The sequence below is a fragment of the Puniceibacterium antarcticum genome (genome assembly GCF_002760615.1).
GTDB classification, from domain to species: Bacteria; Pseudomonadota; Alphaproteobacteria; order Rhodobacterales; family Rhodobacteraceae; genus Puniceibacterium; species Puniceibacterium antarcticum.
This window is the reverse complement of sequence record NZ_AWWI01000096.1, coordinates 19,932-45,804: the sequence shown is the minus strand read 5'-3', so window position 1 is coordinate 45,804 and position 25,873 is coordinate 19,932. Positions and strand designations below refer to the sequence as shown.

Sequence of the window (25,873 nt, the reverse complement as noted above, 5' to 3'; positions counted from 1 at the left end):
ATGACAGAGATCCCCACATCGCGGCACAGCGCTTTTCAGGTGCTGACCGGCCTGTTTTCCCTGCCTGCGGGTGCCCGTATCGGTATAGGCCCGATGATCGCAGCGGTGATCCTTCTGATCATCGTGCTCGCCTCGGTTCTTGCGCCTTTGTACGTGCCCTATAACCCGCTTTCGATGGATGCGCTCTCGCGCCTCAAACCTCCGTCAGAGGCGCATTGGCTGGGCACCGACCCCTATGGGCGCGACACGTTCAGCCGCGTCATGACCGGTGGGCGGGTGTCCCTGCTGATCGGCGTCGGCGCAGCGGTCGTCAGCGTCGCCGTCGGCCTGATGATCGGCCTTGTCGCCGGCTTCTTCCGCGCAGCGGACGGCGTGATCATGCGGATCATGGATAGCCTCATGGCAATCCCCGCGATCCTGCTGGCCATTGCACTGGTGGCGCTGAACGGGCCAAGCCTGTCGTCGGTCATCATCGCGATCACCGTGCCAGAGGTGCCGCGCGTCGTGCGCCTCGTCCGCTCTGTCGTGCTGTCCGCGCGCGAGGAACCTTATGTCGAGGCGGCGATCGCTCTGGGGTCTTCGATGCCAAAGATCCTGATCCAGCATCTGATGCCCAACACCTTTGCACCGCTGATCGTGCAGGGCACCTACATCTGCGCCTCTGCCATCCTGATCGAGGCGATCCTGAGTTTTCTTGGCGCCGGTGTCTCGACCGAGATCCCTACTTGGGGCAATATCATGGCCGAGGGGCGGACCTATTTTCAGATCAAGCCGGGCCTGATCTTCTGGCCGGGTCTGATGCTGTCGCTGTGCATTCTTGCGATCAACCTTTTGGGTGACACCGCGCGCGATCTTCTCGATCCACGCATGAAAAAGCGGGAGGGTTAAGGACATGGAGTTCAAATCCAAAGACTTCACTGATTCCAGGCGTGTCCTCAAGATCCGCAAACTTAAGGTAGGCCTGACCGGTCGGCCCAATGCCGCGCCGGTTCTGAACGAGATCGACCTCGATATCCGCGCAGGCGAAACCCATTGTCTGGTGGGCGAATCCGGCTCGGGCAAATCAGTGACCTCTCTAGCTGTAATGGGACTTTTGCCGAAGGATGCTCTTGAGATCCAGGGCGGGCTGATCGACCTCGAAGGAGTCGAGATCACCTATGCAAAACCGTCCGTGATGCGCGCATTGCGTGCGCGGCGCATCGCGATGATCTTTCAGGAGCCTATGACCGCGCTCAACCCCGTCCTGCGGGTCGGTGAGCAGATCGAAGAAGTGCTGAACATGCACACCGATCTGTCGCAGGCCGAGGCTAAGAAGCGCACGCTCGACATGATGGAGCAGGTGCATCTGCCGGATGTGGACCGTATCTATCAGGCCTTTCCGCATCAGCTTTCGGGGGGGCAGCGCCAGCGCATCATGATCGCCATGGCGCTGATCCTTGATCCCGACCTGCTGATCGCGGATGAGCCGACCACTGCGCTGGATGTCACCACGCAACTGCAGATCCTGAGGCTGATCGCCGAGATGCAGGAACGCCACGGCACCGCCGTGCTGTTCATCACCCATGACATGGGGGTCGTCGCCGAAATCGCCGACACGGTCAGCGTCATGCAAAAGGGTCGCATCGTCGAACGCGCCCCGATCCGCGATCTGCTGACCAATCCGCAAGAGGATTACACCAAAAAGCTGCTGATGGCAGTGCCCAACCTCGCTCCGCGTGCCGCGCGTGCGCCCGCCACGGCCAAGGACGTGATCATCGTCAAAGGGCTGGACATGACCTACGGCGGCGGTGGCTTCCTGCGCAGATCCGAAGGGGTGAAAGCCGCGCGCGATGTGAACTTTACCATCAAGCCGGGTCGCACCCTTGGCATTGTGGGGGAATCCGGATCGGGAAAATCCACGGTCGCGCGCTGCATCATGCGGCTGATCGACCCGACGGCGGGAAAGGTCAGCGTCGCTGGGACAGAGATTGCGCAACTCAGCCGCCGCCAGCTGCAACCCTACCGCAAGCACCTCCAGATCGTGTTTCAGGACCCTTATCGGTCGCTGAACCCGCGCTGGACCGTTGCGCGCAGCCTTTGCGAGGGGCCGATCAACTTTGGTACGTCCAAAGAAGAGGCGATGGACAAGGCCGCCGAGCTGATGGAGCTGGTCGACCTGCCACGCGACGCACTGGACCGCTACCCCCACCAGTTCTCGGGCGGGCAGCGCCAGCGCATTGCCATCGCGCGGGCCGTCGCGATGAAGCCCGACCTGCTGGTCGCGGACGAAGCTGTATCGGCGCTCGACGTCAGCGTGCAGGCGCAAGTTCTGGATTTGCTGGATGACATTCAGGACAAATTCGGCGTGGCCATGCTCTTCATCACCCACGATCTGCGCGTTGCGGCGCAGATCTGTGACGAGGTGCTGGTGATGCAAAAGGGGCTGGTGGTTGAACACGGCCCTGCAGACGAAGTCCTGTCAAACCCGCGCCACGACTACACCCGTACCCTGATTGAAGCGGCCCCAGGCCGCCACTGGGACTTTGCCAATTTCCGCGCGATGGAGCGCGTACCTGCCCTAAAAGGAGCCACCGCATGAGCGTTATCCCCAAGATTGAGGCCTTTGCGGCCGAGCTGACAGAGATCCGTCAGGATTTCCACGCCCATCCCGAACTGGGGTTCGAAGAGGTGCGCACCTCTAAGATCGTCGCCGAGAAACTGCGGGCCTATGGCGTCGATCAAGTGGTCGAAGGTATCGGCGGCACCGGTGTCGTCGGCCTGATCAAGGGGCAGGGCGGCGGCAACCGCCGCGTCGGGCTGCGCGCCGACATGGATGCGCTGCCGATCGAAGAGGCTTCTGGCGTTACCTACAGCTCGACCAACCCGGGCCGCATGCACGCCTGCGGCCACGACGGTCACACCACCATGCTTCTGGGCGCCGCGCGCTACCTTGCCGAAACGCGCGATTTCGACGGCACCGTCGTACTGATCTTCCAGCCCGCCGAAGAGGGGCTGGGGGGCGCGCGCAGGATGATCGCCGAAGGGCTGTTCGACAAGTTCCCCTGTGACGAGATCTACGGCATGCACAACGACCCCAATTCCGAACCCGGCGTGGTCAGCGTCACCCCCGGCCCGGCCATGGCCGGGGCTTCGTTCTTTGACATCACCGTCAAGGGCACTGGCAGCCACGCCGCCATGCCCCACCAGTCTAGGGATCCCATCGTTATCGGCACCGCGCTGGTCCAGCAGTTGCAGACCGTGGTCAGCCGCAACATTCCGCCGACGAAGCCGGTTGTCCTGTCGGTGACCAAGTTCAATTCCGGCTCGGCCTATAACGTGGTCCCGGACACCGCCACAATCTCGGGCACGATCCGCTATTTCCATGACGACGTGTCGGAAATCGCGAACCAACGCATCCGCGAACTGTGCGCCGGGATGGCTCAGGCCTATGGCATCGAGATCACTGTCGATCTGCGCAACGTCTTTGACGTGCTGATGAACGATGCGGACCTGTCAACTGCCTATATCGCTGCTGCCTCCGACATCGTCGGCACGGATCTCGCCTCGGAATCCACCGATCAGGCGACCGGCTCTGAAGATTTTGCCGACATGTTGAAGATCGTCCCCGGCGCCTATTGCCGCGTCGGCCATGCGGGCAGTGTGCCGCTGCACAACCCGGGTTTTGTGCTTGATGACGCCATCCTTCCGGTTGGCGCCTCGATCTATGCGCGCATCGTCGAAACGCGCCTGCCAAGAGCAGATGCCTGATCCGCTGCTTCTTCTCTTTCCAAATACGCAAATCCCCCCGGCCGGACTCGCGCCACGCTGGGGAAAGGAGCCGACATCATGACAAATCCGCTTGACCTGCCGTTCGATGCCGAAGAGATGCTGACCGGACTCAAGCCCTGGATCGAAACCGAAAGCCCGACGTTCGACACAGCTGCCGTCAACCGCATGATGGATGTGGTCCAGCACGATCTTGCTGCCCTCGGTGCACGGGTCGAACGTATCCCGGGTCGGATGGGTCTTGGGGATTGTGTGCGCGCTACTATGCCGCATCCAAAGGCGGGGCAGGGCGGCATCCTGTTGCTGGGCCATCTCGACACGGTCCACCCCATGGGCACCCTGTCCAAACTGCCGTTCCGGCGGGATGGCAACATCTGCTACGGTCCCGGGTTGATGGATATGAAGGGCGGTAATTATGTCTACCTTGATGCCCTGCGCAAATTGCTTGCCGCGGGCATTGAGACGCCTCTGCCGGTCACGGTTCTGTTCACCCCGGATGAGGAAATCGGCACGCCGTCCACGCGTGCGCTGATCGAGGCAGAGGCAAAGCGGCACAAATATATCCTCGTCCCCGAACCCGCCCGCCCCGACGGCGGCGCAGTGATCGGGCGCTACGCCATTGCGCGTTTCAACCTGCAAACGCGGGGCAAACCCAGCCACGCGGGCTGGGCGCTCAAGGATGGGCGTTCGGCCATTGCCGAGATGGCCAAAAAGGTGGCCGAGGTCGAGGGAATGACCTCGGACGACTGCACATTTTCAGTCGGCGTTTTCAACGGGGGTCATTGGGTCAACTGCGTCTCGTCCGTTTGCGACGCTGAAGTGCTGTCGATGGCCAAGACGCAGGACCTGCTGGACGAGGGCGTCGCCCGGATGCTGGCGCTGAACTCTGACACTGGCGACGTGGTGATGGAGGTCCGTCGCGGTGTGACGCGCCCTGTCTGGGAACCAGATCAGCCCGGAACCATGGCGATGCTGTCGCTGGCGCAGGACATCGCAGCCGAGATCGGCTTCGAGATGTCCGGCGCGTCGGCAGGCGGCGGGTCTGACGGCAATTTCACCGGCTTCATGGGTCTTCCGACGCTCGATTCCATCGGGGTGCGGGGCAAGGATCTGCACACGCTGAACGAACATATCTTCGTGGACAGCCTCGTCGAACGCGCCAAGCTTGCCGCAGCCCTGTATTGTCGCCTCGGAGCCTGAAGTTGCGCTTCGGGTAGCGCTAAAAGTGCATTTTTGGAATCCACCGCCTCTGCGGTGGGTTCTGTGATGTGCAGGCTGCAGAGGCCGCCAGACGAAAGCGCAACCGGATGCCTGCCTTGCGTGGCAAATCAAACACTGATCGATCCGCATCGATCACGATCAATTCTCTTTAGCGGCGATGCGTTAGGCCGTTATTGCTGTAAACGGCGCGCGCGTGATGGTATTGATCTGCCGTCAATCCCATTTTTTTGGAAAAATCAATTTGTTTCGTTAACCGCAAATAAACCATTTAAGAAAATTCCAAATTATTCCGATACTCGAGTAATTTTACATTTACCCGTGTCGACTACCTATATGTCAGCATTGCTTGGAATCTTGGAGCTGACATGCCGTTTGAAACGAACGCCCTGGAGCTGACAGGGCCACAAACAGTCATGGAAGTGGCTGATACATACGCAAGAATAATGCTGCTGATGGAGCAGGATCAGGACATCACGATCAACGTCGAACTTGTGGAAAAGTTCGATGCGATCACTGTCCAGCTTCTGTATTCCGCACATCTTTATGCGCGCGAAAAAGGATCCCAAATCTCCGTTGCGTTTGGCGAGTCTCAGGCTTTGCCGAAGATCTTGGGGGAACTTGGCTGTCTGGCCCCCGGGCCCGGGCAAGCATGTGTCGAATTGAATAAATGGGTCGGAATTTCCGAATAGCGAAAGCGATATGCATGAGTAAAACCATTCTTACGGTCGACGATTCCGGCTCTATTCGACAGATGATCAAGATGACCCTTTCAGGCGCAGGGTATTCGGTGGTCGAGGCTGTTGATGGCGTCGATGGCTACGCCAAGGCGACGTCAATGAGCCTCGCCGCGATCGTGACGGATCTCAACATGCCACGAATGAATGGAATCGAATTCATCAAGAAGTATCGGCAGCACCCGTCCAGCCGTGGCGTACCGATCATCTTTCTGACCACGGAATCGGATGAAAGCCTGAAACAGCAGGCCCGCGCCGCCGGTGCCACCGGCTGGATCGTCAAACCCTTCAAACAAGAACAATTGCTGGCCGTCATCAAGAAGGTAGCAAACGCATGACCGAGGCAGATCCTGTCAATACCTTCCGTCTTGAAGCCCGAGAATTGCTTGAAACGCTTGAGCAAGGTCTTCTGGACATGGATGCCGATCCGACGAATTCTGAAGTGATCGACGCAGTGTTTCGTGCGCTGCACACGATCAAGGGATCGGGCGCGATGTTCGGCTTTACCGCCATCGCAGAGTTTGTGCACGATTTCGAAACTGCGTTTGACAAGGTGCGCAAGGGACTGGCCGAGGTCAGCCCGGACCTGATCCGTATCGCCCTTGCTGCGAAGGATCACATCGCGCTGTTGCTGGAAGAAGAAGATCAGGATCCAAGGTCGGGCGATGGAATCCTCACAGAGCTCAGCGTGCTGGTCGCGACTGGAACCGGGGTTCAGGGCACAGTGGCCGTTGTGATAGACAAGGCAGTTGAACCCGGCGCCGGCGCCGGCGACGTGACCGACTGGCGCATCTATTTCCGGCTTGGGCAGGATGCTTTGGTTTTTGGGGCCAATCCTCTGCTGTTGTTGCGCGAGCTGCAGGATCTGGGCGCCTGTGACGTGACCGTGGACATCGGCGCCGTGCCGACACTTAGCTCCCTTGATCCGGAAAAATCCTTTCTGGCCTGGGAGGTGATCCTGCGCGGGTGTGCATCGCGCGAAGCCATTGAAGATGTCTTCATGTTCATTCGCGATGACATGGAACTGGAGCTCGCGCCGCTTGACCAACAGGTGAAAGGTGCTGAAGAGGCCGTTGACCCCGCGGCGCAAAAGACATTGGCCCTTGCACCCGCCGAACAGCTCGCAAAATCCGACAACAGGACTGCGGCGGGCGGCGGCTCCTCCCTGCGTGTGCCGGCCGAGCGTCTGGACGATCTGATGGACCGGGTGGGCGAACTTGTGATCGCTCAAGAACGGCTAAATCAGCTCGCGCATGCCAGCGATGACGTTAATTTAAAGGCCGTTGCAGAAGAAATGGGGCGCCTGTCAGCCGGTCTTCGGGACACGACGATGGGCATTCGCATGGTCCAGATTGGCACTCTGTTCGGGCGCTTCCGTCGTCTGGTGCATGACCTGTCCTCTGAGCTGGGAAAAGACATCGATTTCGTCACGATAGGGGAAGACACTGAGCTCGATAAGACGATGATCGAACAACTGGCCGATCCCTTGGTCCATTTGATCCGGAATGCTGTTGATCATGGGCTCGAAAGCGCGGAAGCACGCCGTGAGGCGGGCAAGCCTGCCCGCGGCACTGTGCGGCTTTCTGCGTTTTATACCGGGGCAGAGGTCGCGATCTCGGTCAGCGATGATGGCGCCGGTCTGGACCCGGCCCGTATCCGCGCCAAGGCAGAAGAGTCGGGCCTGCTGGCCCCTGACGCCCCCATTGATGAAAACGCGCTGCTACGCATGATCTTCCATCCGGGGTTCTCCACCGCAAAAGAGATCACCTCGCTGTCGGGGCGGGGTGTTGGGATGGATGTGGTAAAACGCACAATTGATGGGCTGCGGGGAGCCATTGACGTCTCAACCGTGAAAGGTGAAGGTTCCACCATCACCCTGCGCCTGCCTCTCACCTTGGCCATCGTCGATGGAATGCTGATCCGCGTCGGGAAGGAACGTTATTCGATCCCGCTCGCCGCTGTGGAAGAATGTGTCGAACTGCCCGCAGCTGTGGCGCACGGGTCGAAAAACCGGTCCTTCCTGAATATCCGGGGCAGCCTTGTGCCGTATCTGCGATTGAGGGATCTGTTCGGAGTCGAAGGTCCGCCGGACACGCATCCAAAGGTGGTCATCGTGTCGTCTGGCGACATACGCGTCGGTCTGGTGGTCGATCAGATCCTTGGCAACACCCAGACCGTGATCAAACAACTGTCCAAGCTTCATTCAGAAGTTAAAACCTTCTCTGGTGCGACCATTCTGGGGGATGGCACCATTGCGCTCATTCTCGACATCATGAATCTGGTCGACTTTGGCCAGAAAATCGACGCCCGCGATACAAAACTCGGGAGAGCCGCATGAAAACCGAAGTAACATTCGAAGGGGCGATGCGCTCGGTTACGCTTCAATTAGAGGATGAGTTATTTGCGATTGAAGCCGAAAGCGTGCGCGAAATCCTCGATCTGATGCCTATTACGCGGGTGCCGAATGCCTCTTCCTTTGCAGGTGGGTTGGTCAACGTGCGCGGCTCTGTGGTGCCACTGGTCGATTTCCGGATCATCTTTGGCATGGAGCGGCGCGATCTGAGCATGGACACGCGTGTGGTGGTCATTGAAATCGATGTTGACGGCGACACACTGATCGCCGCGCTGCTTGCGGATAAGGTGCATGATGTCACCGACATTGAATCCGCTTCGATCGAGGCAGCACCCAAGGTCGGCATGCGGTGGCCCGCAGAACTGATCAGGGGCATCGGGCATTACAACGACGAATTCATCGTCATTCCCGACATGGGCCGCATTTTTTCGACGCACGGCCTCAGCGGACAGGCTCATATTTAGGGTCTGAAACAAGCAGCCCCTGCCGCCCAGATGAATGAACTTCGGCCCAGACAATCTCCTATGTTCGCCTGAATCTTGAATGACTTCAATTAACTAAAGGGCAAGCACGCCATGCCAAAGAAGGCATGCGTTGCTTCAATCGCAAGGGTAAAATCATGAAACTGACTATGAAGGCAAAAATGGGCGCAGGCTTCGCCGTGATGGTCTTGCTTGCCGCTGTCCTGGGCTTCTTCAGCCTATGGCAGATGAATATGATCAATGACAAGTCCACGGAAATTGCTGACAACTGGATGCCAAGCGTCGATGTTGTCAATCGGCTCAACACTCTCACATCCGATCTGCGGATCGCGGAACTTCAGCATTTGACACTGACTGACGACGCGGGGATGGCGAAGTGGAAAGCGCAAATGGATACAGTTCTTTCCGAGATCCAGGATGCGCGCGCCGAGCATCAGGCTTTGGTCAGTTCACCTGAAGAGCAGGCGCTGGTTGACACATTCTCTGAAGAGTTCGCTAAATATCTGAAACTTCACGATACCGCCGTCGCACTCGCGAGTAGGAATGAAAATGACAGGGCGCTCGCCATATATAACGGTGAGGCGCTGGATATCTTTGATGCGTTCTCAGAAGTTTGTGCCAAAATTGTAGCGATCAATGTTACCGGCGGAAAAATTGCAAGCGATGCTGCGAACGCCACCTACAGCAGCGCAATGATGCTTGTGATCAGTGCAATCGGTGTCAGTGCGATTATTGGTATCATTGTCGGCTGGGTGGTGACTCGGGACATTCTGAAGAACGTCGGTGGCGAGCCTGATTATGTGCGTGACATCGTCAATGAAGTCGCCGCTGGAAACCTTGCCGTTGACGTCAAACTTGCCCATCGTGACGAAACCAGCGTCCTGGCCGGTGTTGCACAGATGGTCATGCGACTGCGGGCGGTTGTCGGCGAAGTGAACGCATCGGCTGAGAATGTCGCCGAAGGCAGCGAGCAGATGTCGGCCACCGCAGAGCAGCTATCGCAGGGTGCAGGCGAGCAGGCCTCATCCACCGAAGAGGCCTCAGCCTCGATGGAAGAAATGACCTCCATCATCGGCCAGAGTGCTGACAATGCGACCCAGACCGAAAAGATCGCAAAACAGTCGGCAGCCGATGCGCAATCCAGTGGCGAAGCCGTGGGCAAAGCCGTCACCGCGATGCAGACCATTGCCGAAAAGATCATGGTTGTTCAGGAAATCGCCCGTCAGACCGATCTTCTTGCTCTAAACGCGGCGGTCGAGGCGGCGCGCGCCGGGGAACATGGTCGCGGATTTGCCGTAGTGGCTTCCGAAGTTCGCAAGCTCGCCGAACGCAGCCAGTCTGCTGCCGCAGAAATCTCGACTCTTTCGGGTAATACTGTCAAGGCGGCGCAAGAGGCGGGGGCAATGCTGTCGCGGCTGGTCCCGGACATTCAGAAGACCGCCGAACTGGTGGAAGAAATCTCTTCTGGCAGCCGTGAACAAGCCACAGGGGCGTCTCAGGTCAACGAAGCCATCCGAAATCTCGACAAGGTCACGCAAGAGAACACTGCTGCGTCTGACAAGATGTCCGCAACCGCAGAAGAGCTTGCGGGTCAGGCCGACCAGCTGCGTGAAACGATCGGATATTTCCGCTTGCCGCCAGAAGCCGGGATGCATGCCGCAAGAAAATCGCCTGCACCGCAAAAGCGAGGTGCCGAGACGGGCAGTAGATCCCAACCCCGCAAGGCGAGCAAGGCATCGCCCGAGCGCCACACCTCTTCTGGTTTTGATCTGCAAATGGACCAGGGTGAAGACGAGCTTGATGCGGGATTCACGCGCTACAAAGGCGCAGCCTGAGGGGAACGACTTATGAGCGAACGTTCTCAATATGTGACACTCGGAGCGGCAGGGGAACTTTTCGCAGCCCCGGTCGAAAGTGTTCAGGAAATCCTGGAGGCGCGTGCGATCATGCGCCTTCCCCGCTCGCCGGAAAATATGTTGGGCATGATCGATGTGCGCGGTCAGGGCATCCCGGTTCTGGATTTGCGCAGGACACTTAACATGCCCAAGGGAGAGGATGACGAAAGTACACGGATCATCGTGCTGTTGGTCGGCAGAAGCGAGAAGAAGCGAATATTGGGTCTGAAAACAGATCGCGTCTATGAAGTAACTTTTTTTGACACTGAGGAATTGGAACCTGCACCTGAGGGTGCGCAGGATTGGCAGCAAAACGTCATCGCTGGAATAGGGCGCAGAAATGGTGCCTTTGTGACTGTATTGAATCTGGAAAACCTGTTTGAAGCAATGCATCCGCATGTCGCGGATAAGGACATGGTCACCAATAGCGTTGTCAAATACGCCCAACATGCAGGGATTATTTAATTGGGATCTCTGTCTTCGGGAGATAATATTCTTGGAATTCTGCCGAATGTGTCGCTTCATATTTCTGGAGAAGACAGGCTGAGCGACCATAATTTTCAGCGCCTGTCCGAGTATATTTCGAAGCACGTTGGCATCAGGATGCCTCCTGAAAAACGCAGTATGGCAGAAAGCCGGTTGCGTAAACGTGTCCGCGCCTTGGGGCTCAGCTCAGTATCGGAATATTGCAGCCTGATTTTTGATAAAGATGGGCTTAAAGAAGAACATGCTGACCTCGTCGACGTAATGACAACGAATACGACAGATTTCTTTCGTGAACCGGATCATTTTGAATGTCTGAAGAATATCATTATCCCGTCCTTGATTTCACAACGTTCGGGCAGGGGAAAGCCGCGCCTGAAAATCTGGAGCGCGGCAAGTTCCATAGGTGCCGAAGCCTATACTATCGCCATGGTTCTGTCGGAGATGTCTCTCAACAGATCTGACTTTCTCTACTCCATTCTGGGGACAGATATTTCACTGACCGTTCTGGATCAGGCGAAAATCGCCATCTACCCGACCGAGATGATCAACACGATTCCCAAATCCATACGTGAACGGTATCTTCTGCAGTCCCGCTCCGGTCAGAAACCCTCTCAAGTGCGGATCATACCAGAGCTCCGCAAGCAGGTTCGCTTTTCTCAGATGAACCTGACGGACGAAACCTATTCTGTGGACCGGGATGTGGACGTAATTTTTTTGCGCAATGTCCTGATATACTTTGATGCCGAGCGACAGGAGGCAATCATCAAACGTCTTTTCGGCCATCTTCGCAAAGGCGGTTATTTGCTGATTGGGCATTCTGAATCGCTGATCAGGTCGGCTGTCGCTTTGCGGCAGATTGCGCCTGCCGTTTTCCAGAAGATATGAGGAAATTCATGAGACTGCACACTGCGCCTGGGGCCAATGGATCCAAACCAATCCGCGTCATGGTCGTTGATGATTCCTCCTCTGTCAGAATGGCTTTGTCGAAGATTATTCATGAGGACCCCGAATTGGAACTGATTGCAACCGCCGCGGATCCGTATATCGCGGCGGAAAAACTGCGCAAGGATGTTCCCGATGTCCTGATTTTGGACATTGAGATGCCACGGATGGATGGGCTGACCTTTCTGCGCAAGATCATGGCGCAACGCCCGATCCCTGTTGTCATCTGCTCAAGCCTGACCGAGGAGGGGTCAGCTATGATGATGACCGCGCTTGAGGCCGGTGCAGTCGAGGTTATCGAAAAACCCCGGCTCGATACAGCCAATGCAGTAATGGAATCCAAGATGATCATCTGCGATGCGTTGAAGGCCGCTGCGCATGCCTCTGTGCAGGGCAGAAAGCTCCGTTCGGCACCTGCCTTGACAACTGTCTCGCCTCGGCAAACGGCAGATGTCATTCTTCCTGGCCTGAGTGCACACCGTGTGGCAAGCGCTCGTGCCAAGCTGCCCAAGACCGAGCTGGTGATTTGCATCGGGGCCTCGACCGGGGGAACCGAAGCCTTGCGCGATCTACTTGTCACCTTGCCCGCTGACTGTCCGCCTATTGTCATTGTGCAGCACATGCCGCCGAAATTCACATATGCCTTTGCGGGGCGATTGAACGCCTGTTCTAGGCTGACTGTATCAGAAGCGGTTGATGGAGATGTGCTGACGCGCGGGCACGTACTCTTGGCACCTGGTGGTCAGCACATGATGTTGCGGCGTCGCGGCCGATCTTACTATGTCGAAGTCATGGATGGTCCACATGTGTCGCGCCACCGTCCGTCTGTCGATGTTTTGTTTCGATCTGCGGCGCAGGCCGCCGGTCCGAATGCCATCGGCGTCATTCTGACGGGAATGGGGAATGACGGCGCACAAGGCATGAAGGAAATGCATGAAATGGGGGCCAGAAATCTGGCCCAGGATGAAGCAAGTTCCGTGGTCTTTGGCATGCCGAAAGAGGCAATTGCCTCCGGCGGGGTGGATTATATAGTACCGCTTGACAAGATGGGACCTGCTATCCTCAAAGCTGTTGCCGGTACAGCCACAGCATGACCCGGACTGGACATCAGCCGACACAGCTAGAATTTTCGGAGGTCGGAGAAGGCGCGCATTTGCATTTGGCGAAAGCTTTGGAACAAGCACGTGGCCAGATCGAGGCGGCGTTTATTCGAATTGGGGACAAGCTGGCCAACTCTGTCGGAGTGCTGAACGATCTGGCGGCAACATTCGAAGAACTGCCGAAGGATTTCGAAAGCCGAGAGATGAATGCGGCAAATGCACAGTTGCAAGCCCTTGTCACGCAATCGGCCCAGATTGCAGCATCAATTAGACAGGAACGACCGTTGATGTCGGCCCTTCGGGACGCAACTACGGCGACGCATGGCACAATCGCTAAGCTTGAGCGCTCGATCATGACGATCCGGATTGTTGCACTGAATGCGCGGATCACTGCGGCATCCACCAGCATCGCTGGCGAGCAGATGGCATTGTATTCCGAAGAAATGCCCATGCTCTCTTCAGAAGCCAGCGAGACTGTGTCTGCTTTTGCAAAACTCTTCAGCGTCATGGCATCGAGTGTCGAGCAGGCCTACGAAGAACGCCGTCGCGTCGACGTGTTGCAGGAAACCCGCCTTTCGGATTTGTCTACCGAACTTGGCAGCTATCTTTGCCAAATTGACCGAAAGAGGCAGGATGCTGCACAGAACAGCTCCGCCACGATGGAAAGCTCGCGCAATATCGCGTCCCGGATCTCTTCGGTCGTCTTGACGCTTCAGGTCGGCGACAATATCCGTCAACGCATCGAGCATGTCGAAGAAGGCCTGCGCTATGCCAGCGATATAGCCGCAGGCAAAGGCTGTGCCGCGATGGACATTTCTGGCCCACTTTACTTCGAGCAGGCCGAACTTGTGAGTGTAACACTCGTGCGGATGCAAGAGCAGCAGCTGAGAGATGTCCAAGCCTCTCTTGAAATCGAAATAGGCACCGCGCGCCAAGCGATCGCTACTTTGGCGCGGGATGTTTCACAGGCGATGGAACGTGCAAAGGAGTTGTATAGCGGTACTGCGGATGGCGGGTCCATGGTGGCTTTTCTCAGCAGCCGGATGCGCTCTGCCGCTTCCCTGCTAGACGAATGTGCAAAAGATCAGGCGCGTACCGAGCAGCTTTCAAACGTGATCAAGAAGACGGTTGCCGATCTCTTGGCCTATGTTGATCAGGTGAAGGATATCGAAGTCCGCATGAAGTTGCTGAGCCATAATGCCAAGATCAAAAGCAACTCGATGGGGGCACGAGGCAAGGCGTTGAATGCGATATCGGATCAGGTCCGCGAATTGACCGAAAATGTGGTGGTGGTCGCCGAGGCGGTGATTGAGAAGCTGCAGCTCGCGGCGCAATGCTCAGAGAGTTTGGTCGCCTCTGGGGACGCCTTTGAGCACGGCTACATGCGGGACCTCGGAAAAGATGCGTTGAGCGCGGTGGGCCTGCTGGAAGCGGTGGACGCCCGCCTTGGCCGCGCGGCTTCCAAGATGAAAAGTGAAGGCCCGAAAGTTTCAGCGCTTCTTGATGCAGCGGCGCTGGAATTGTCTTCTCAGTATCAGCTTGCTCAAACGATCGGAGACGTTGCAGCCAGACTGAATGCTGCGCTCGACAATCAGTGCTCTTTGCAAGGCGGACCCTATCATAATGCCTGCAGTGACGCGCGATGGAACGATGTCTGCGACGCGGCTTTTGCCAGTCTGCGTCAGCACTACAACATGCAAAGCGAACGCCAGATCCATGATATAGTGCTGGGCCTGCCGACACCCAGTTCTGAATCAGAAGATGCGTCCTTAGAATTTTTCGACCCCCAAGGTGAGGGTGATTCAGACAACTTCGTAGACGACGTGTTCTTTTAACAGGCATAGGTGTTCGGTCCCATGCAACTGCGACTCTGGTGTCCCACGCAATGACCCGCACGCAGTTTTAAATGGACCGTGAGGCGCTGTGTCCCGCGGTGCCGTTGTCCTTTTTCATGCTGGTATGCAGTCTGTTCGTCCTCTCGTTATTGGCGGCAGCGCGGAGCTCCTGAACTTCGAATGCGGCGCACCCCTCGCGCACGGATCAGCCTTGGCGGTCCAGCTTCGTCTCTATCGCTTGAAGGCGGCGCAGCACGGCATCGCGATAATCCTCGGTTGCGGCAACCGACTCCTGAGCATGAGCGTCCTGCATCGAATTCACGATCAGGCCGACCACAAGGTTGACCACCGCAAAGGTGGTGATCAGGATGAAGGGCACGAAAAACATCCAGGCCTCTGGGTGGATCTCCATCACGGGGCGCACAATCCCCATCGACCAGCTTTCCAGCGTCATGATCTGGAAAAGGGAATAAGCCGATCCGCCAAGCGAGCCGAACCATTCCGGAAAACTTTGACTAAAGAGCTTGGTCGCCATGACCGAGGCGATGTAGAAGATCACCCCCATCAGCAAAAAGACTGAGCCCATGCCGGGAAGGGCAGAGATGAACCCTTCGACCACGCGGCGCAAAGTGGGAGCGACCGAGATCACCCGCAACAGGCGCAGGATGCGCAGGGCTCGTAGCACGGCAAAGCCCTGACCAGCGGGCACCAGCGAGACGCCGATGATGACAAAGTCGAAGATGTTCCAACCAGAGCGAAAAAAGCGCGGGCCGAGAGCGACAAGTTTGGCCACTAATTCGGCGACAAAGATTGCAAGGCAGATCGCGTCAAGCAAAAGGATCAAACCACCGGCCTGCTGCATGACCACCGTGGAGGTTTCGAGGCCAAGGATCACGGCATTAAAAAGGATCACAGCCATGATGATATTGCGCGTCACGGGACGGTCAATTTGGTGCGCAAGGCGCTGGCGGAAAGACATGCGGGCTCCGAGTGGATTGCTGACACCTGTATGTGGGCACATTGGATCCGTATTCAAGATTTGCGATATGACCCTATATCAAGATGCTATCGCACCTTGGAGGGCCGGTCTGTTTTTCGGGCCTTCAGCCGTGGCTGAAACTTCCCATTCTCAGCTGTGCCTCAAGGTTGCCCTCAGATCAAAGCCCCTCATGTCCATAAAGGTGAGAGGAGTGTTTACATCTGTGATACGCAAGCGAGGGGCTTAGGATCAGGATGCATTGAGTTCGTTCGCGCTGCGTGATTCACGGCTCTTGAAACGGAGCGGTGACATGAGCGATCTTTTCTGGCTGACCGACGCGCAGATGGCGCGTCTGAAACCCTTCTTTCCGAGGTCGCACCGAAAGCCTCGGGCTGATGACAAGCGTGTGCTGAGCGGCATAGCCTTCATTAATCGTAATGGCTTGCGCTGGCGTGACGCTCCTTCCGCCTTTGGCCCCACAAGACGCTCTACAGCCGCTGGAAGCGTTGGAGCGAGAAAGGTACCTTCGCGCGGATGATGGCGGACCTGGCCGCCCTGCACGGCGAGAAGAATACAGTGATGATCCCCTCTCATTGATTGCTGCGCAATCAACTGCCGGGCAGTGGATGCGACCTACCTGAAGGCACATCGCACGGCGTCCAGCCTGGGCGTGAAAAAAGGGGGCGTGGTCGCCTGATCGGTCGCACCATGGCCGGCATGAACACCAAACTGTACGCCATCTGCGACAGTCAGGGTCGCCCGCTCGACCTGTTCGTCACCTCCGGGCAGGTCAGCGAGCACATCGGCGCGCGAGCTTTGCTCAGTAGCTTGCACAAGGTCGATTGGCTGCTCGGGGATCGCGGCTATGATGCAGACTGGTTCCGAGAAGCGTTGAAAGACAAAGGGATAAAGGCATGCATCCCGGGTCGAAAGCAGCGGAAGACCCCGGTGAAATACGACAAGCGCCGATACAAGCGGCGCTACCGCATCGAGATCACGTTCGGCAGGCTCAAGGACTGGAGGCGCCTCGCGACACGCTACGACCGCTGTCCCAAGGTATTCCTCTCTGCCATCGCCCTTGCAGATCTTGTCATCTATTGGTTATGAAACCTGACCCTAGCTTGCAGTGCATCAGCGATGAGTGCATGAACGAACCGCGCCCGAGCAGAGGCCCGTAGCGAAAGAGATAAGATGCAAGACTGGAAGACTTTGGCAAGCGGCCTTTATGACGGCACATTTCGGCACATGTTCATTGACGGTGCGTGGTGCGAAGCCATATCTGGTCAGGTGATCGAGGCGCGCAATCCGGCCGATGGACGCCTTCTTGCCACTGTCCCGCGGGGCACTGATGCGGATATCGACGCGGCGGTTGCTGCGGCGCGAAAGGCCTTTGAGGGGCCTTGGTCCAAATTCACGCCGTTCGAACGTCAGGCCCTGTTGCTGCGGATCGCGGATGGGTTCGAGGCCGAATGGGAGACACTCTGCCTGTCAGACACGCTGGACATGGGCATGCCGATCCAGCGGACATTGGCCAACAGCCGCAGGGTTTTGGGCATGCTGCGGTTCTATGCCGGGCAGGCGGTCGCGATCCACGGCCAGACCATTCCCAACTCCTTTCCTGGTGAGATTTACTCATCGACCGTGCGCGAACCCGTGGGTGTGGTCGGGGCCATCATCCCTTGGAACGCCCCGATCGCGGGGTCGATCTGGAAGATAGCACCGGCGATAGCAACCGGATGCACGGTGGTGCTGAAACCCTCAGAAGAGGCGTTGCTGACCGTTCTGCTGATCGCCCGGATCATGCAGGAGGCAGGGCTGCCTGATGGAGTGCTCAACATCGTGACCGGTCTCGGCGCTGAGGCAGGAGCCGCCCTTGCCGCGCATCCAGGGGTGGACAAGATCGTTTTCACCGGGTCCACCGCGACGGGCCAAGCCATCGCACGGGCGGCGACCGGAAATCTCAAGCGGGTCTCGCTGGAGCTTGGCGGGAAATCCCCGGTCATCGTCTGCAAAGACGCCGATATCGAAAAGGCGGTGCCGGTCGCGGCCATGGCCGTGTTTGCCAATTCCGGACAGATTTGTATTGCCGGATCGCGCCTGTTCGTGGCTCGTGAAATCCACGATGAATTCGTGCGGCGGGTGGCAGAGTATGCGGCGGGCCTCAAGATCGGGCACGGCATCGAGACGGATACGGATATCGGTCCAATCATCTCGGCCCGTCAGGCAGAGCGGATCGCCAGCTATCTGAAGATCGCGGCGCACGAAGGCGCCGAGGTTCTGACCGGCGGCAGTCGGGCAGTGGGGCCAGCACTGGAAGGCGGCCATTTCATTCAGCCGACGGTGTTCGGCGGCGTGCGTGACGAGATGACCATCGCCCGCGAAGAGATCTTTGGCCCGGTGATTTCTGCCCTGCCGTTTGACTCGATTGACGAGGTGGTGAAACGCGCGAATGCGACACCCTACGGTTTGGCGGCAGGCGTGTTTTCCACCCATCTTGGCACGGCGCACAAGCTTGCGCACCGGCTGCGGGCGGGCTCGGTCTGGGTCAACATGTACCACGCTATCGACCCTGCAGTGCCCTTTGGCGGGGTCAAGATGTCCGGCTATGGTCGTGAAGGTGGGACGGAGCATCTGGACGAATATCTGGACACCAAGGCGATCTGGATCAACGCAGACTGACCTCGGCCCGTGTTCAACGGTCGAGGGCAGAGGGAATAGAGGAAAACGAAATGCACGTCGGAATCATCGGCATTGGCCTTATGGGTCACGGGATCGCCCGCAGCGTCCTGATACGGGGCGGATTTGCAGTCAGCTTTCTGGACCACCCCGGTAATCAGCCGGTGGACGAGATCACAGGCCTTGGCGCACGGCCCTGCACGACCCCGGCCGAGGTCGCGGCTGCCTCGGATGTTGTGATCCTTTGTGTCACCGGCTCGCCTCAGGTCGAGGCGATTGTCACCGGTGAAAACGGGCTGACCTCGGGCCTGAGACCGGGCAGTGTGATTGTTGATTGCTCGACCGCCTTGCCCGAGTCGACGCAGCGCATGGGAGAGAGTGTCAGGGCCATTGGTTGCGATTACCTGGATGCGCCGATGACGCGCACGGCCAGACATGCACATGAGGGCAAACTGAACCTTCTCGTGGGGGGCGAGGCGGTCACCCTTGAAAAGGTCCGTACGGTTCTGGCCTCTTTCACCGAAGACGTCGCGCATGTCGGGCCATTGAGTCATGGTCACCGGCTCAAGCTGTTGCACAATTATGTCTCTGTCGGTTTCATGAGTTTGCTGGCCGAAGCGGCGGCACAGTCAGCGGACGCCGGTGTCGATCCGCAGGTCTTTTTGGACGTGCTGGCCGGTGGCGGTGGCGCCAGCGTGGCGCTGGACAGGCTGGCCCCCTACATCCTGAAAGAAGACCGTGAGGGACTGCCTTTCTTTGTCGCCAATGCGCAGAAGGACATCGACTATTACCGCACCATGTCCGATGCCGCGGGCGCGCAGAGCACTATCGCCGATGGCGTTTCAAAAGCGATTGCAGGGGCCGTCGATGCGGGGCACGGGCAGGCCTACGTTCCCGAGCTGGTCAGACTTTTCCGGACAAAAAACCGCTAAGCCCGAGGCCGGAGCGGTTGCATCCTGCTTGACGCAGGGTTGCCAGCGAAATGCAGCTTCTGTAGCAGTGCTGACGTGTACAGGGAGGTATACCATGACAATCAATTTTCGCGTACTGGCTGCGGCTGGTGCTTTTGTTGCGGCTGGCGTTCCAGCCTTTGCGCAGACAGACGTCAAGATCGGCTACGCGCTTGCGCCAGACAGCCATTATGGCGTGGCAGCCAACAAACTCGAAGAGGTCGTGAAGGCCGAAACCGGTGACCAGTTCAACTTTGTCCATTTCCCGTCTTCGGGTCTGGGCGGGGAACGCGACGTCATTGAGGGGCTGCAGATCGGCACGGTCGAGGCGACCATCGTGTCGTCCGGCACATTGGCCAATTTCGTTCCGGAAACGGGTGTCTTTGACATCCCCTTCCTGTTCCGCGATCTCACGCATGCGCGCGCCGTGCTTGACGGGCCGATCGGTCAGGAGATTCTGGCCAAGTTCGATGATGTCGGAATGCACGGTCTCGCCTGGGGCGAGCAGGGCTTTCGTCACATCACCAACAACCGCAATCCGATCCATACCCCCGCCGATGTTGAGGGGCTGAAGATCCGAACCATGGAAAACCCCGTGCATCTGGCAGCCTTCAATGCCATGGGCGCGGCTCCGACCCCGATGGCCTGGCCCGAGGTGATTTCCTCGTTGCAGCAAGGTGTGATCGACGGGCAGGAAAACCCGCTGTCGGTGATCGTCTCGGTCAAGCTCAACGAGGTGCAGAAATATCTGACCCTGTCGGGCCATGTTTATTCGCCTGCAATGCTGCTGGTGTCCAAACCGTTCTGGGACGGTCTGGATGACAGCCAAAAGGCGGCCTTCGAAAAGGCAGCCAAGGAAGCTGTGATCGCGATGCGCGCCTATGTCGATGACGTCGAAAAGACCGGCGTCGAAACGCTCAAGGGGCGCGGGATGGAAGTCAACGCCCTGTCCCCCGAAGAAAAGGCCGAATTCCAGTCGTCGATCAAGTCCGCCTATGAGGGGTATTACACGACCTACGGCAAGGACTTTGTCGACTCGATTGTGAATTTCGAGTGAACCCCTACCGCCGGCGCCTCACAGGCGTCGGCTCTTTTGTGCAGGGCACCCCGTGAAACGGCTTGAAACCATTTTTGTCGCGTTGAATAGCTGGGCGATCATTCTGATCCTGTCTGCCATGACGCTCATTGTCGGCGCGAACATCTCGCTGCGCTACCTGACCGCTCATTCCCTGCCATGGGCGGATGAAGCCGCGCGTTATCTGATGATCTGGATGACCTTCAGCGGTGCGGGACTTGTCCTGCGCAGCGGCGGTCACGTGGCCATTACCAATCTTCAGGACACCTTGCCGGACGTCGGCCAACGGTGTCTGCGTGCGGCCATCACCCTTGGGTTGCTGATCTTTTTTGGCTTCATGGTCTATGTGGGCATCCAATATGCCCAGCGGATGCAATTTCAGGTGACGCCAGCGCTGCGCCTGTCGTTTATCTATGTCTATGCCGCCATGCCCGTCGGCTTTGGCCTTCTGATGGCGCACCTGCTGCTGATCGCACACCCGTTCATCACCGCGGGCACCTATAAACGCGCCGATGCGACGGATGCCCTGCCCGGAGGCGCCAATGGCTGAAATCCTTTTTCCGATGCTGTTCGTTCTGCTGGCACTTGGCGTCCCCGTGGCCTTTGCGATGGCAATATCCGTCTTTGCCGCCCTGAGCTTTGGATCGAGCTATCCCAATCTGGTTGTGGTCAAAGAGATGTTCTCGGGCCTCGACAGTTTCCCTCTGCTCGCCGTGCCCTTTTTCATTCTGGCCGCAGAGATCATGACGGGCGGCGCCGTGACACTGGCGATGTTGCGTCTGGCGCAGTCGCTGGTGGGACACCTGAAAGGCGGCCTTGGCCACGCCAATGTTGTCAGTTCCGCGATGTTCGCCGGGATTTCTGGCAGCGCACTTGCCGATGCGGCCGGCCCCGGCACCATGATGATCCGCATGATGGAAAAAGGCGGCTATGACCGTGCCTATGCCGGGGCGCTGACCATCGCGAGCTCTGTTGTCGGGCCGATCATCCCGCCCTCGATCACGATGATCATCTACGCCATGCAGGATCAGGAAGTCTCGGTCGGCTCACTGTTCATGGCCGGTGTTCTGCCCGGCCTGTTGATCACCGTGATGGTGCTGCTCGCCAATGCGCGGGTCAGTCGCAAGCGCGGCTATGCGAGCGGCGAACCCATGCCGCCCTTGGTCGAGATCCTCCGCATCGCATTTCATGCCATTCCGGCGCTTTTGCTGATCGTTCTGATCGTCGGGGGCATTCGTTTTGGGATTTTCACACCCACCGAAGCCTCTGTCATCGCCGTCTTCTATGCGCTGTTCGTCGGCATGTTCATCTACCGTTCGCTGCGGTTCCGGGATCTGCCCGACATCATCCTGCGTGCGGCTCTGACCTCCAGTGCGGTGCTTCTAATCCTTGGCGCAGCGCGAGCTTTTGCTTGGATTTTGATCATCGAAGGCATCCCACAATCGCTCGCCGGGGCGATCATTTCCTGGGATCTGTCGCCCATCGTCTTTCTGCTGGCCGTGAACGTGCTGCTGCTGATCTTCGGTCTGTTCATGGATCCTCTGCCAGGTGTGATGATCCTAGTTCCGATCTTGGCACCCATCAGTCTGGCGCTTGGCATCGACCCCGATCATTTTGCCATCGTGGTCATCGTGAACCTGACGATAGGTCTTGCGACGCCCCCGGTCGGAAGCCTCATTTTTGTTGTCTCCTCGACAACACAACTGAAGCCATCTGCGATCATCAAACAGATGCCGCCTTTCTTTCTTGCCCTCGCCGCTGCACTGCTGCTGATCACCTTTGTCCCGACCCTGTCCACCTGGTTGCCGAAAGCCAGTGGATTCTGAAATGAAGGCCATTTATTGATTTATAGAACAAGATGGTCTCAGATTGGGATCACGTAGATCATGGGGGTGAGAGTCACTCAGCTGTCCACGGTCGAACCGACCAACCTTGCAGAGTTCAATATTTGGAAAGATGCTGACGTGCTTCAGGGTCTTAATCCAAGCGTCGATCCACTTCACTTGGACAATCCTCAGTGGAAATACGTGGCCGTATTCGTATAGAATTGCCCGCAGCGCATTCACCAACGCCGTGCGCTGGTGGACAAGGCTTTCACGGCTGCGCAACAGCACTGCCCGCGCCTGCAGATCTCCGCTCTTAGGGGAGACGAACCGCATCTCGGGGCGCTGCACCGCAAAGACAACTGCCTCAGCATCAGCAGCATCGTTTTTCTGCCTTTTAACAAACGGTTTGCCATACTGTACCGCGATCAGTCTGGCCTCATGGCCAAGCTTCTCAATCTCCCGCGCGCAGTAGCTTGCGCTGCCGCAGGCTTCAAACACTACGACGCAGGCCGACTGGTCCGCCATGAAACGACGGAACTGCTCTCGCGTCAGTTTTTTGCGGAATTTGACATGTCCCGCCATAGACGCCCCGTGAGCTGGAAAAAGCGCTTTGCCAAGTCCAATCCAATCATTGTATCCTTCGTCTCGCCGGCCTTTCCGTTTCTGTCGCGCTAAACACCACGACCTTGGCACTTTGCGATGCCGTCTGGGGGGCAACCACCCCATCTTGTAGCTTATCAACGGTAAGCGCATTGCTGCCAACTATGGCCAGCCCCTGTCAAAATCAACCAACCCACACCCACTTAATGTCACACCAACCTTCATAGGAATGGGGCAGAACCGGCGCGATGCGGCTTTGGACTGTGCGCGCCATCCACCCACCAGCGCCCCTGCCGCTGAACTTCAATCTGCTGAATGGAGAGGGGCAGCGCGTGTCGGCGGTGACCTTGCCCCCGATGCTTATGGGCGAGTAGGCTAGGTGGATCACACAGTCTCAGGTTGGCGACGCCCCCCGGCAGACTCCCATGCCGTGACGGAACCATCACTCCAAGGAACAGTTAAAACGCATGTTCCCAAGTAGCGATATGACTGATGCACCCTCAGATGGATCATTTTTGATGCCAGTCAGATGTGGCGATACTTCATCGCTCTTTCAGCGATAGAGCAGCACGGGAACTTTCACCGTCTGTATCATCGCCGTTGTCGTTGATCCGATGATCAGGCTCCTGATCCGGCTGTGGCCATAGGCGCCCATGACCAGCAGATCAAAGCCTTCGTCAGAAACCAGCTTGCCCAGAACCTCCTCTGGCTCGCCAGACGCGCCGCGGGGCGAGGCCGTGATATTCGCACGCCGAAGCGTTGCCACAGCGTCTTGGGCAGTTTGCTGCGCGCGGGCCACGTCCTGCCCGATGCAAACAACGCAGATGTCGAGATCCTTGAAAACAGGGCTTGTCGACATCCTCTCAATGGCGATCCTGGCACTGGCGCTGCCATCATAGGCGACCAGAACGCGCGAGATCGGCCGAAACTCTCGCGAGGCCACAAATACGGGCACCTTAGTTGCGCGCACGATCCGTTCGAGATTCGAGCCAAGGTGACCGGCGGCGAATTCCGAACCCTCGCCGCGTTTGCCAATGGTGATGGCCCGTATGTCGCTCTCGACCTCACGGACCGCATCCAGAAGGTCGCCTTTGCGCATCCGCAGGTTCACGACCGCAACACCGTCCTGCGCCAGAATGGTCTGCGCATCCTCAAGAATGGCATGACCCCTGGCCTGGGCCAGTCTGGAGCGCTGTTCATCCAGCAAGGAAAGCTCTTGCAGCAAGGCAGAGCGGGCACCAAGGTGCAGCGCCCCCGAAAGGTCGCTGGACGCCGTGCCTTCGCGCCGTCCCAGAACATGCAGCGCCTCGACCCCGGCATTCAGCTTCTGCGCAATCCAGGCGGTGTGGTGACAGACGCTTTGGGAATAGTGCGAACCGTCCAGCAGTGTGAGTATTTTGTCCATAATCTTCCTCCCTCAGTGGCCCATCATTTTGTCCGCCGCGCCGGGCTTATCATGAATGGCAAGCTTGTCGACAAGGGTCTCTGACGCGGTGTTCATGCCGACCACCTCGACATCGGCGCCTTCACGGCGCAGTTTGAGGATCGCCATATCCAGCGCCTGAACGGAACTGATGTCCCAGATATGCGCGCGGCTGACATCGACTATGACACGGTCAAGCACCTCGCTGAAATCAAAGGCATTCGCAAAATCCTCGGTCGAGCCGTAAAACAGCTGACCCTCGATCACATAGGTCCGCTCGCGCCCATCCGCAGACAGCGTTGACGAGACGCGGAACAGCTGGGCGATCTTTGCTGCGAAAAAGATGCCAGACAGCAGCACGCCGACCAGAACACCAATGGCCAGGTTGTGAGTATAGACCACAGTGGCCACCGTTGCGATCATCACAACAGAGGACGATCTCGGATGCAGCCGCAGATCCTTGATCGAAGACCAGGAGAAGGTGCCGATTGACACCATGATCATGATGGCAACCAGCGCGGGCATGGGAATGCGCGCCACCAGATCACCCAGACCAACCACGAGGATCAGCAGGACTGTGCCTGCGGTAAAGGCCGACAGGCGTCCGCGCCCGCCGGATTTGACGTTGATGATCGACTGGCCGATCATCGCACAGCCCGCCATACCGCCGATAAAGCCCGTGAGGCTGTTGGCGATGCCCTGACCGATGCACTCCTGATTGCGGTTGGATTTGGTGTCGGTCAGATCATCGACGATGTTCTGCGTCATCAGGCTTTCCAGCAGGCCCACCACGGCAACAGCGGCGGAATAGGGAAAGATGATCATCAGCGTTTCAAGGTTCAGCGGGATCTGAGGGATCAGGAACACCGGCAGGGTGTCGGGCAGCGCGCCCATATCGCCCACGGTGCGCACATCCCAGCCCGTGGCGACCACAATCAGCGTCAGCACGATGATCGTGACCAGCGGCGACGGCACGGCCTTGGTGATGCGCGGGAACAGATAGATTATGGCCAGCCCGACTGCGACAAGCGCATAGGTCAGCCAGGTGACGCCGGGGTTGCCAAGGTTCAGCTCGGGCAGTTGCGCCATGAAAATCAGGATCGCCAGCGCGTTCACAAAACCGGTCATCACCGATTTCGACACATAGCGCATGAACCGCCCAAGCTTGAGCAAGCCAATACCGATCTGCAGCAGCCCCGCAAGGACGGTCGCGGCAAGCAGATATTCAAGGCCGTAGTCCTTGACCAGCGTCACCATAAGGACGGCTGTGGCGGCTGTAGCGGCTGAAATCATGCCCGGCCGACCGCCGGTAAAGGAAATCAGCACCGCGATCGAGAAAGAGGCATAGAGCCCCACCTTGGGGTCCACGCCTGCGATGATGGAAAAGGCGATGGCTTCGGGAATCAGCGCCAGTGCAACGACGAGACCCGCGAGAAGATCGCCGCGAACGTTACCGAACCATTGCTGTCGGTATTCAGAAATTGAGATCATGAACAGTCCAATACCCTGTGTCGGAAGGCCTTTGCAAAGA

23 protein-coding genes and 1 pseudogene are annotated in these 25,873 nt (G+C 58.0%); 20 read left to right on the top strand and 4 right to left on the bottom strand.

Translation table 11 applies throughout. The features are described 5' to 3' along the window. The 13 genes from P775_RS13125 (at position 1) to P775_RS13065 (ending at position 14,813) form a co-directional block, all read left to right on the top strand. Entirely contained in the window at positions 1 to 888 is an 888-nt protein-coding gene (locus P775_RS13125) for an ABC transporter permease (RefSeq protein ID WP_099911405.1), read from the top strand. Between the two features lie 4 nt (positions 889 to 892). Then, on the top strand, positions 893 to 2,578 hold the full coding sequence (locus tag P775_RS13120) for an ABC transporter ATP-binding protein (protein WP_099911404.1): 1,686 nt from the start codon (positions 893 to 895) through the stop codon (positions 2,576 to 2,578). Next, on the top strand, positions 2,575 to 3,747 hold the full coding sequence (locus tag P775_RS13115) for a M20 aminoacylase family protein (RefSeq protein WP_099911403.1): 1,173 nt from the start codon (positions 2,575 to 2,577) through the stop codon (positions 3,745 to 3,747). The genes P775_RS13120 and P775_RS13115 overlap by 4 nt, the downstream gene beginning before the upstream one ends. A gap of 78 nt (positions 3,748 to 3,825) precedes the next feature. Continuing rightward, on the top strand, positions 3,826 to 4,965 hold the full coding sequence (locus P775_RS13110) for a M20/M25/M40 family metallo-hydrolase (RefSeq protein ID WP_099911402.1): 1,140 nt from the start codon (positions 3,826 to 3,828) through the stop codon (positions 4,963 to 4,965). 386 nt (positions 4,966 to 5,351) lie between these two features. Further along, positions 5,352 to 5,675: an STAS domain-containing protein gene (locus P775_RS13105; RefSeq protein ID WP_143520901.1), complete on the top strand. Its 324-nt coding sequence runs from the start codon at positions 5,352 to 5,354 to the stop codon at positions 5,673 to 5,675. 14 nt (positions 5,676 to 5,689) lie between these two features. Beyond that, positions 5,690 to 6,058: a response regulator gene (locus P775_RS13100; protein ID WP_099911400.1), complete on the top strand. Its 369-nt coding sequence runs from the start codon at positions 5,690 to 5,692 to the stop codon at positions 6,056 to 6,058. Beyond that, a complete protein-coding gene (locus P775_RS13095) occupies positions 6,055 to 8,058 on the top strand; it encodes a chemotaxis protein CheA (RefSeq protein WP_099911399.1) in 2,004 nt (667 codons plus the stop codon). Before P775_RS13100 ends, P775_RS13095 begins: the two co-directional genes overlap by 4 nt. Next, complete coding sequence (locus P775_RS13090) at positions 8,055 to 8,537, top strand: chemotaxis protein CheW (protein ID WP_218967689.1); 483 nt, start codon at positions 8,055 to 8,057, stop codon at positions 8,535 to 8,537. Before P775_RS13095 ends, P775_RS13090 begins: the two co-directional genes overlap by 4 nt. A gap of 155 nt (positions 8,538 to 8,692) precedes the next feature. Beyond that, positions 8,693 to 10,390, top strand: coding sequence for a methyl-accepting chemotaxis protein (locus P775_RS13085; RefSeq protein WP_180287434.1), 1,698 nt, complete (start codon positions 8,693 to 8,695; stop codon positions 10,388 to 10,390). Between the two features lie 12 nt (positions 10,391 to 10,402). After that, positions 10,403 to 10,915 (top strand): chemotaxis protein CheW, encoded by a 513-nt coding sequence (locus P775_RS13080; RefSeq protein ID WP_099911397.1) that lies wholly within the window; start codon positions 10,403 to 10,405, stop codon positions 10,913 to 10,915. Continuing rightward, positions 10,916 to 11,821 carry a CheR family methyltransferase gene (locus P775_RS13075; RefSeq protein ID WP_218967688.1) on the top strand — a complete coding sequence of 302 codons (906 nt, stop codon included), beginning with the start codon at positions 10,916 to 10,918 and terminating at the stop codon, positions 11,819 to 11,821. Between the two features lie 8 nt (positions 11,822 to 11,829). Beyond that, positions 11,830 to 12,972 (top strand): protein-glutamate methylesterase/protein-glutamine glutaminase, encoded by a 1,143-nt coding sequence (locus P775_RS13070; RefSeq protein ID WP_099911396.1) that lies wholly within the window; start codon positions 11,830 to 11,832, stop codon positions 12,970 to 12,972. After that, positions 12,969 to 14,813, top strand: a complete 1,845-nt coding sequence (locus tag P775_RS13065) for a hypothetical protein (RefSeq protein ID WP_099911395.1) — start codon at positions 12,969 to 12,971, stop codon at positions 14,811 to 14,813. Before P775_RS13070 ends, P775_RS13065 begins: the two co-directional genes overlap by 4 nt. Before the next feature lie 205 nt (positions 14,814 to 15,018). On the opposite strand, the gene P775_RS13060 is transcribed toward P775_RS13065, so the two are convergent. Further along, positions 15,019 to 15,792 carry an ion transporter gene (locus P775_RS13060; RefSeq protein WP_099911394.1) on the bottom strand — a complete coding sequence of 258 codons (774 nt, stop codon included), beginning with the start codon at positions 15,790 to 15,792 and terminating at the stop codon, positions 15,019 to 15,021. A 310-nt stretch (positions 15,793 to 16,102) separates the two neighbouring features. Here P775_RS13060 and P775_RS13055 point away from each other — a divergent pair. The 6 genes and pseudogenes from P775_RS13055 to P775_RS13030 all read left to right on the top strand — a co-directional run bounded on the left by P775_RS13055 (position 16,103) and on the right by P775_RS13030 (position 22,319). Further along, a pseudogene (locus tag P775_RS13055) lies at positions 16,103 to 16,899 on the top strand (IS5 family transposase). An 84-nt stretch (positions 16,900 to 16,983) separates the two neighbouring features. Then, positions 16,984 to 18,471 carry an aldehyde dehydrogenase family protein gene (locus P775_RS13050; protein ID WP_099911393.1) on the top strand — a complete coding sequence of 496 codons (1,488 nt, stop codon included), beginning with the start codon at positions 16,984 to 16,986 and terminating at the stop codon, positions 18,469 to 18,471. Beyond that, complete coding sequence (locus P775_RS13045; RefSeq protein ID WP_281256088.1) at positions 18,468 to 19,400, top strand: NAD(P)-dependent oxidoreductase; 933 nt, start codon at positions 18,468 to 18,470, stop codon at positions 19,398 to 19,400. The genes P775_RS13050 and P775_RS13045 overlap by 4 nt, the downstream gene beginning before the upstream one ends. 94 nt (positions 19,401 to 19,494) lie before the next feature. Beyond that, positions 19,495 to 20,475, top strand: a complete 981-nt coding sequence (locus tag P775_RS13040; RefSeq protein WP_099911391.1) for a TRAP transporter substrate-binding protein — start codon at positions 19,495 to 19,497, stop codon at positions 20,473 to 20,475. 52 nt (positions 20,476 to 20,527) lie between these two features. Then, positions 20,528 to 21,043: a TRAP transporter small permease gene (locus tag P775_RS13035; RefSeq protein WP_099911390.1), complete on the top strand. Its 516-nt coding sequence runs from the start codon at positions 20,528 to 20,530 to the stop codon at positions 21,041 to 21,043. Next, on the top strand, positions 21,036 to 22,319 hold the full coding sequence (locus tag P775_RS13030) for a TRAP transporter large permease (protein ID WP_099911389.1): 1,284 nt from the start codon (positions 21,036 to 21,038) through the stop codon (positions 22,317 to 22,319). The genes P775_RS13035 and P775_RS13030 overlap by 8 nt, the downstream gene beginning before the upstream one ends. A 12-nt stretch (positions 22,320 to 22,331) precedes the next feature. On the opposite strand, the gene P775_RS13025 is transcribed toward P775_RS13030, so the two are convergent. Further along, a complete protein-coding gene (locus P775_RS13025; protein WP_180287433.1) occupies positions 22,332 to 22,901 on the bottom strand; it encodes an IS110 family transposase in 570 nt (189 codons plus the stop codon). Positions 22,902 to 23,167: 266 nt separating this feature from the next. On the opposite strand from P775_RS13025, the gene P775_RS29445 reads away from it, so the two are divergent. After that, a complete protein-coding gene (locus tag P775_RS29445; RefSeq protein WP_281256087.1) occupies positions 23,168 to 23,293 on the top strand; it encodes a hypothetical protein in 126 nt (41 codons plus the stop codon). 179 nt (positions 23,294 to 23,472) lie between these two features. On the opposite strand, the gene P775_RS13020 is transcribed toward P775_RS29445, so the two are convergent. Continuing rightward, the gene (locus P775_RS13020) at positions 23,473 to 24,327 is read right to left on the bottom strand and encodes a universal stress protein (RefSeq protein ID WP_218967693.1); all 855 of its coding nucleotides are present in this window, start codon (positions 24,325 to 24,327) and stop codon (positions 23,473 to 23,475) included. 9 nt (positions 24,328 to 24,336) lie between these two features. Then, positions 24,337 to 25,833 (bottom strand): SulP family inorganic anion transporter, encoded by a 1,497-nt coding sequence (locus tag P775_RS13015; protein WP_099911386.1) that lies wholly within the window; start codon positions 25,831 to 25,833, stop codon positions 24,337 to 24,339. Positions 25,834 to 25,873: the final 40 nt, after the last annotated feature.

What these genes read in the sequence shown, in the direction of transcription:
- P775_RS13090 (WP_218967689.1), top strand. Translation starts at nt 8,055, where the DNA reads ATGAAAACCGAAGTAACATTCGAAGGGGCGATGCGCTCGGTTACGCTT.
- P775_RS13105 (WP_143520901.1), top strand. Translation starts at nt 5,352, where the DNA reads ATGCCGTTTGAAACGAACGCCCTGGAGCTGACAGGGCCACAAACAGTC.
- P775_RS13110 (WP_099911402.1), top strand. Translation starts at nt 3,826, where the DNA reads ATGACAAATCCGCTTGACCTGCCGTTCGATGCCGAAGAGATGCTGACC.
- P775_RS13085 (WP_180287434.1), top strand. Translation starts at nt 8,693, where the DNA reads ATGAAACTGACTATGAAGGCAAAAATGGGCGCAGGCTTCGCCGTGATG.
- P775_RS13060 (WP_099911394.1), bottom strand. Translation starts at nt 15,792, where the DNA reads ATGTCTTTCCGCCAGCGCCTTGCGCACCAAATTGACCGTCCCGTGACG.
- P775_RS13080 (WP_099911397.1), top strand. Translation starts at nt 10,403, where the DNA reads ATGAGCGAACGTTCTCAATATGTGACACTCGGAGCGGCAGGGGAACTT.
- P775_RS13040 (WP_099911391.1), top strand. Translation starts at nt 19,495, where the DNA reads ATGACAATCAATTTTCGCGTACTGGCTGCGGCTGGTGCTTTTGTTGCG.
- P775_RS13095 (WP_099911399.1), top strand. Translation starts at nt 6,055, where the DNA reads ATGACCGAGGCAGATCCTGTCAATACCTTCCGTCTTGAAGCCCGAGAA.
- P775_RS13030 (WP_099911389.1), top strand. Translation starts at nt 21,036, where the DNA reads ATGGCTGAAATCCTTTTTCCGATGCTGTTCGTTCTGCTGGCACTTGGC.
- P775_RS29445 (WP_281256087.1), top strand. Translation starts at nt 23,168, where the DNA reads ATGCGGCTTTGGACTGTGCGCGCCATCCACCCACCAGCGCCCCTGCCG.
- P775_RS13070 (WP_099911396.1), top strand. Translation starts at nt 11,830, where the DNA reads ATGAGACTGCACACTGCGCCTGGGGCCAATGGATCCAAACCAATCCGC.
- P775_RS13120 (WP_099911404.1), top strand. Translation starts at nt 893, where the DNA reads ATGGAGTTCAAATCCAAAGACTTCACTGATTCCAGGCGTGTCCTCAAG.
- P775_RS13015 (WP_099911386.1), bottom strand. Translation starts at nt 25,833, where the DNA reads ATGATCTCAATTTCTGAATACCGACAGCAATGGTTCGGTAACGTTCGC.
- P775_RS13125 (WP_099911405.1), top strand. Translation starts at nt 1, where the DNA reads ATGACAGAGATCCCCACATCGCGGCACAGCGCTTTTCAGGTGCTGACC.
- P775_RS13025 (WP_180287433.1), bottom strand. Translation starts at nt 22,901, where the DNA reads ATGGCGGGACATGTCAAATTCCGCAAAAAACTGACGCGAGAGCAGTTC.
- P775_RS13050 (WP_099911393.1), top strand. Translation starts at nt 16,984, where the DNA reads ATGCAAGACTGGAAGACTTTGGCAAGCGGCCTTTATGACGGCACATTT.
- P775_RS13115 (WP_099911403.1), top strand. Translation starts at nt 2,575, where the DNA reads ATGAGCGTTATCCCCAAGATTGAGGCCTTTGCGGCCGAGCTGACAGAG.
- P775_RS13065 (WP_099911395.1), top strand. Translation starts at nt 12,969, where the DNA reads ATGACCCGGACTGGACATCAGCCGACACAGCTAGAATTTTCGGAGGTC.
- P775_RS13100 (WP_099911400.1), top strand. Translation starts at nt 5,690, where the DNA reads ATGAGTAAAACCATTCTTACGGTCGACGATTCCGGCTCTATTCGACAG.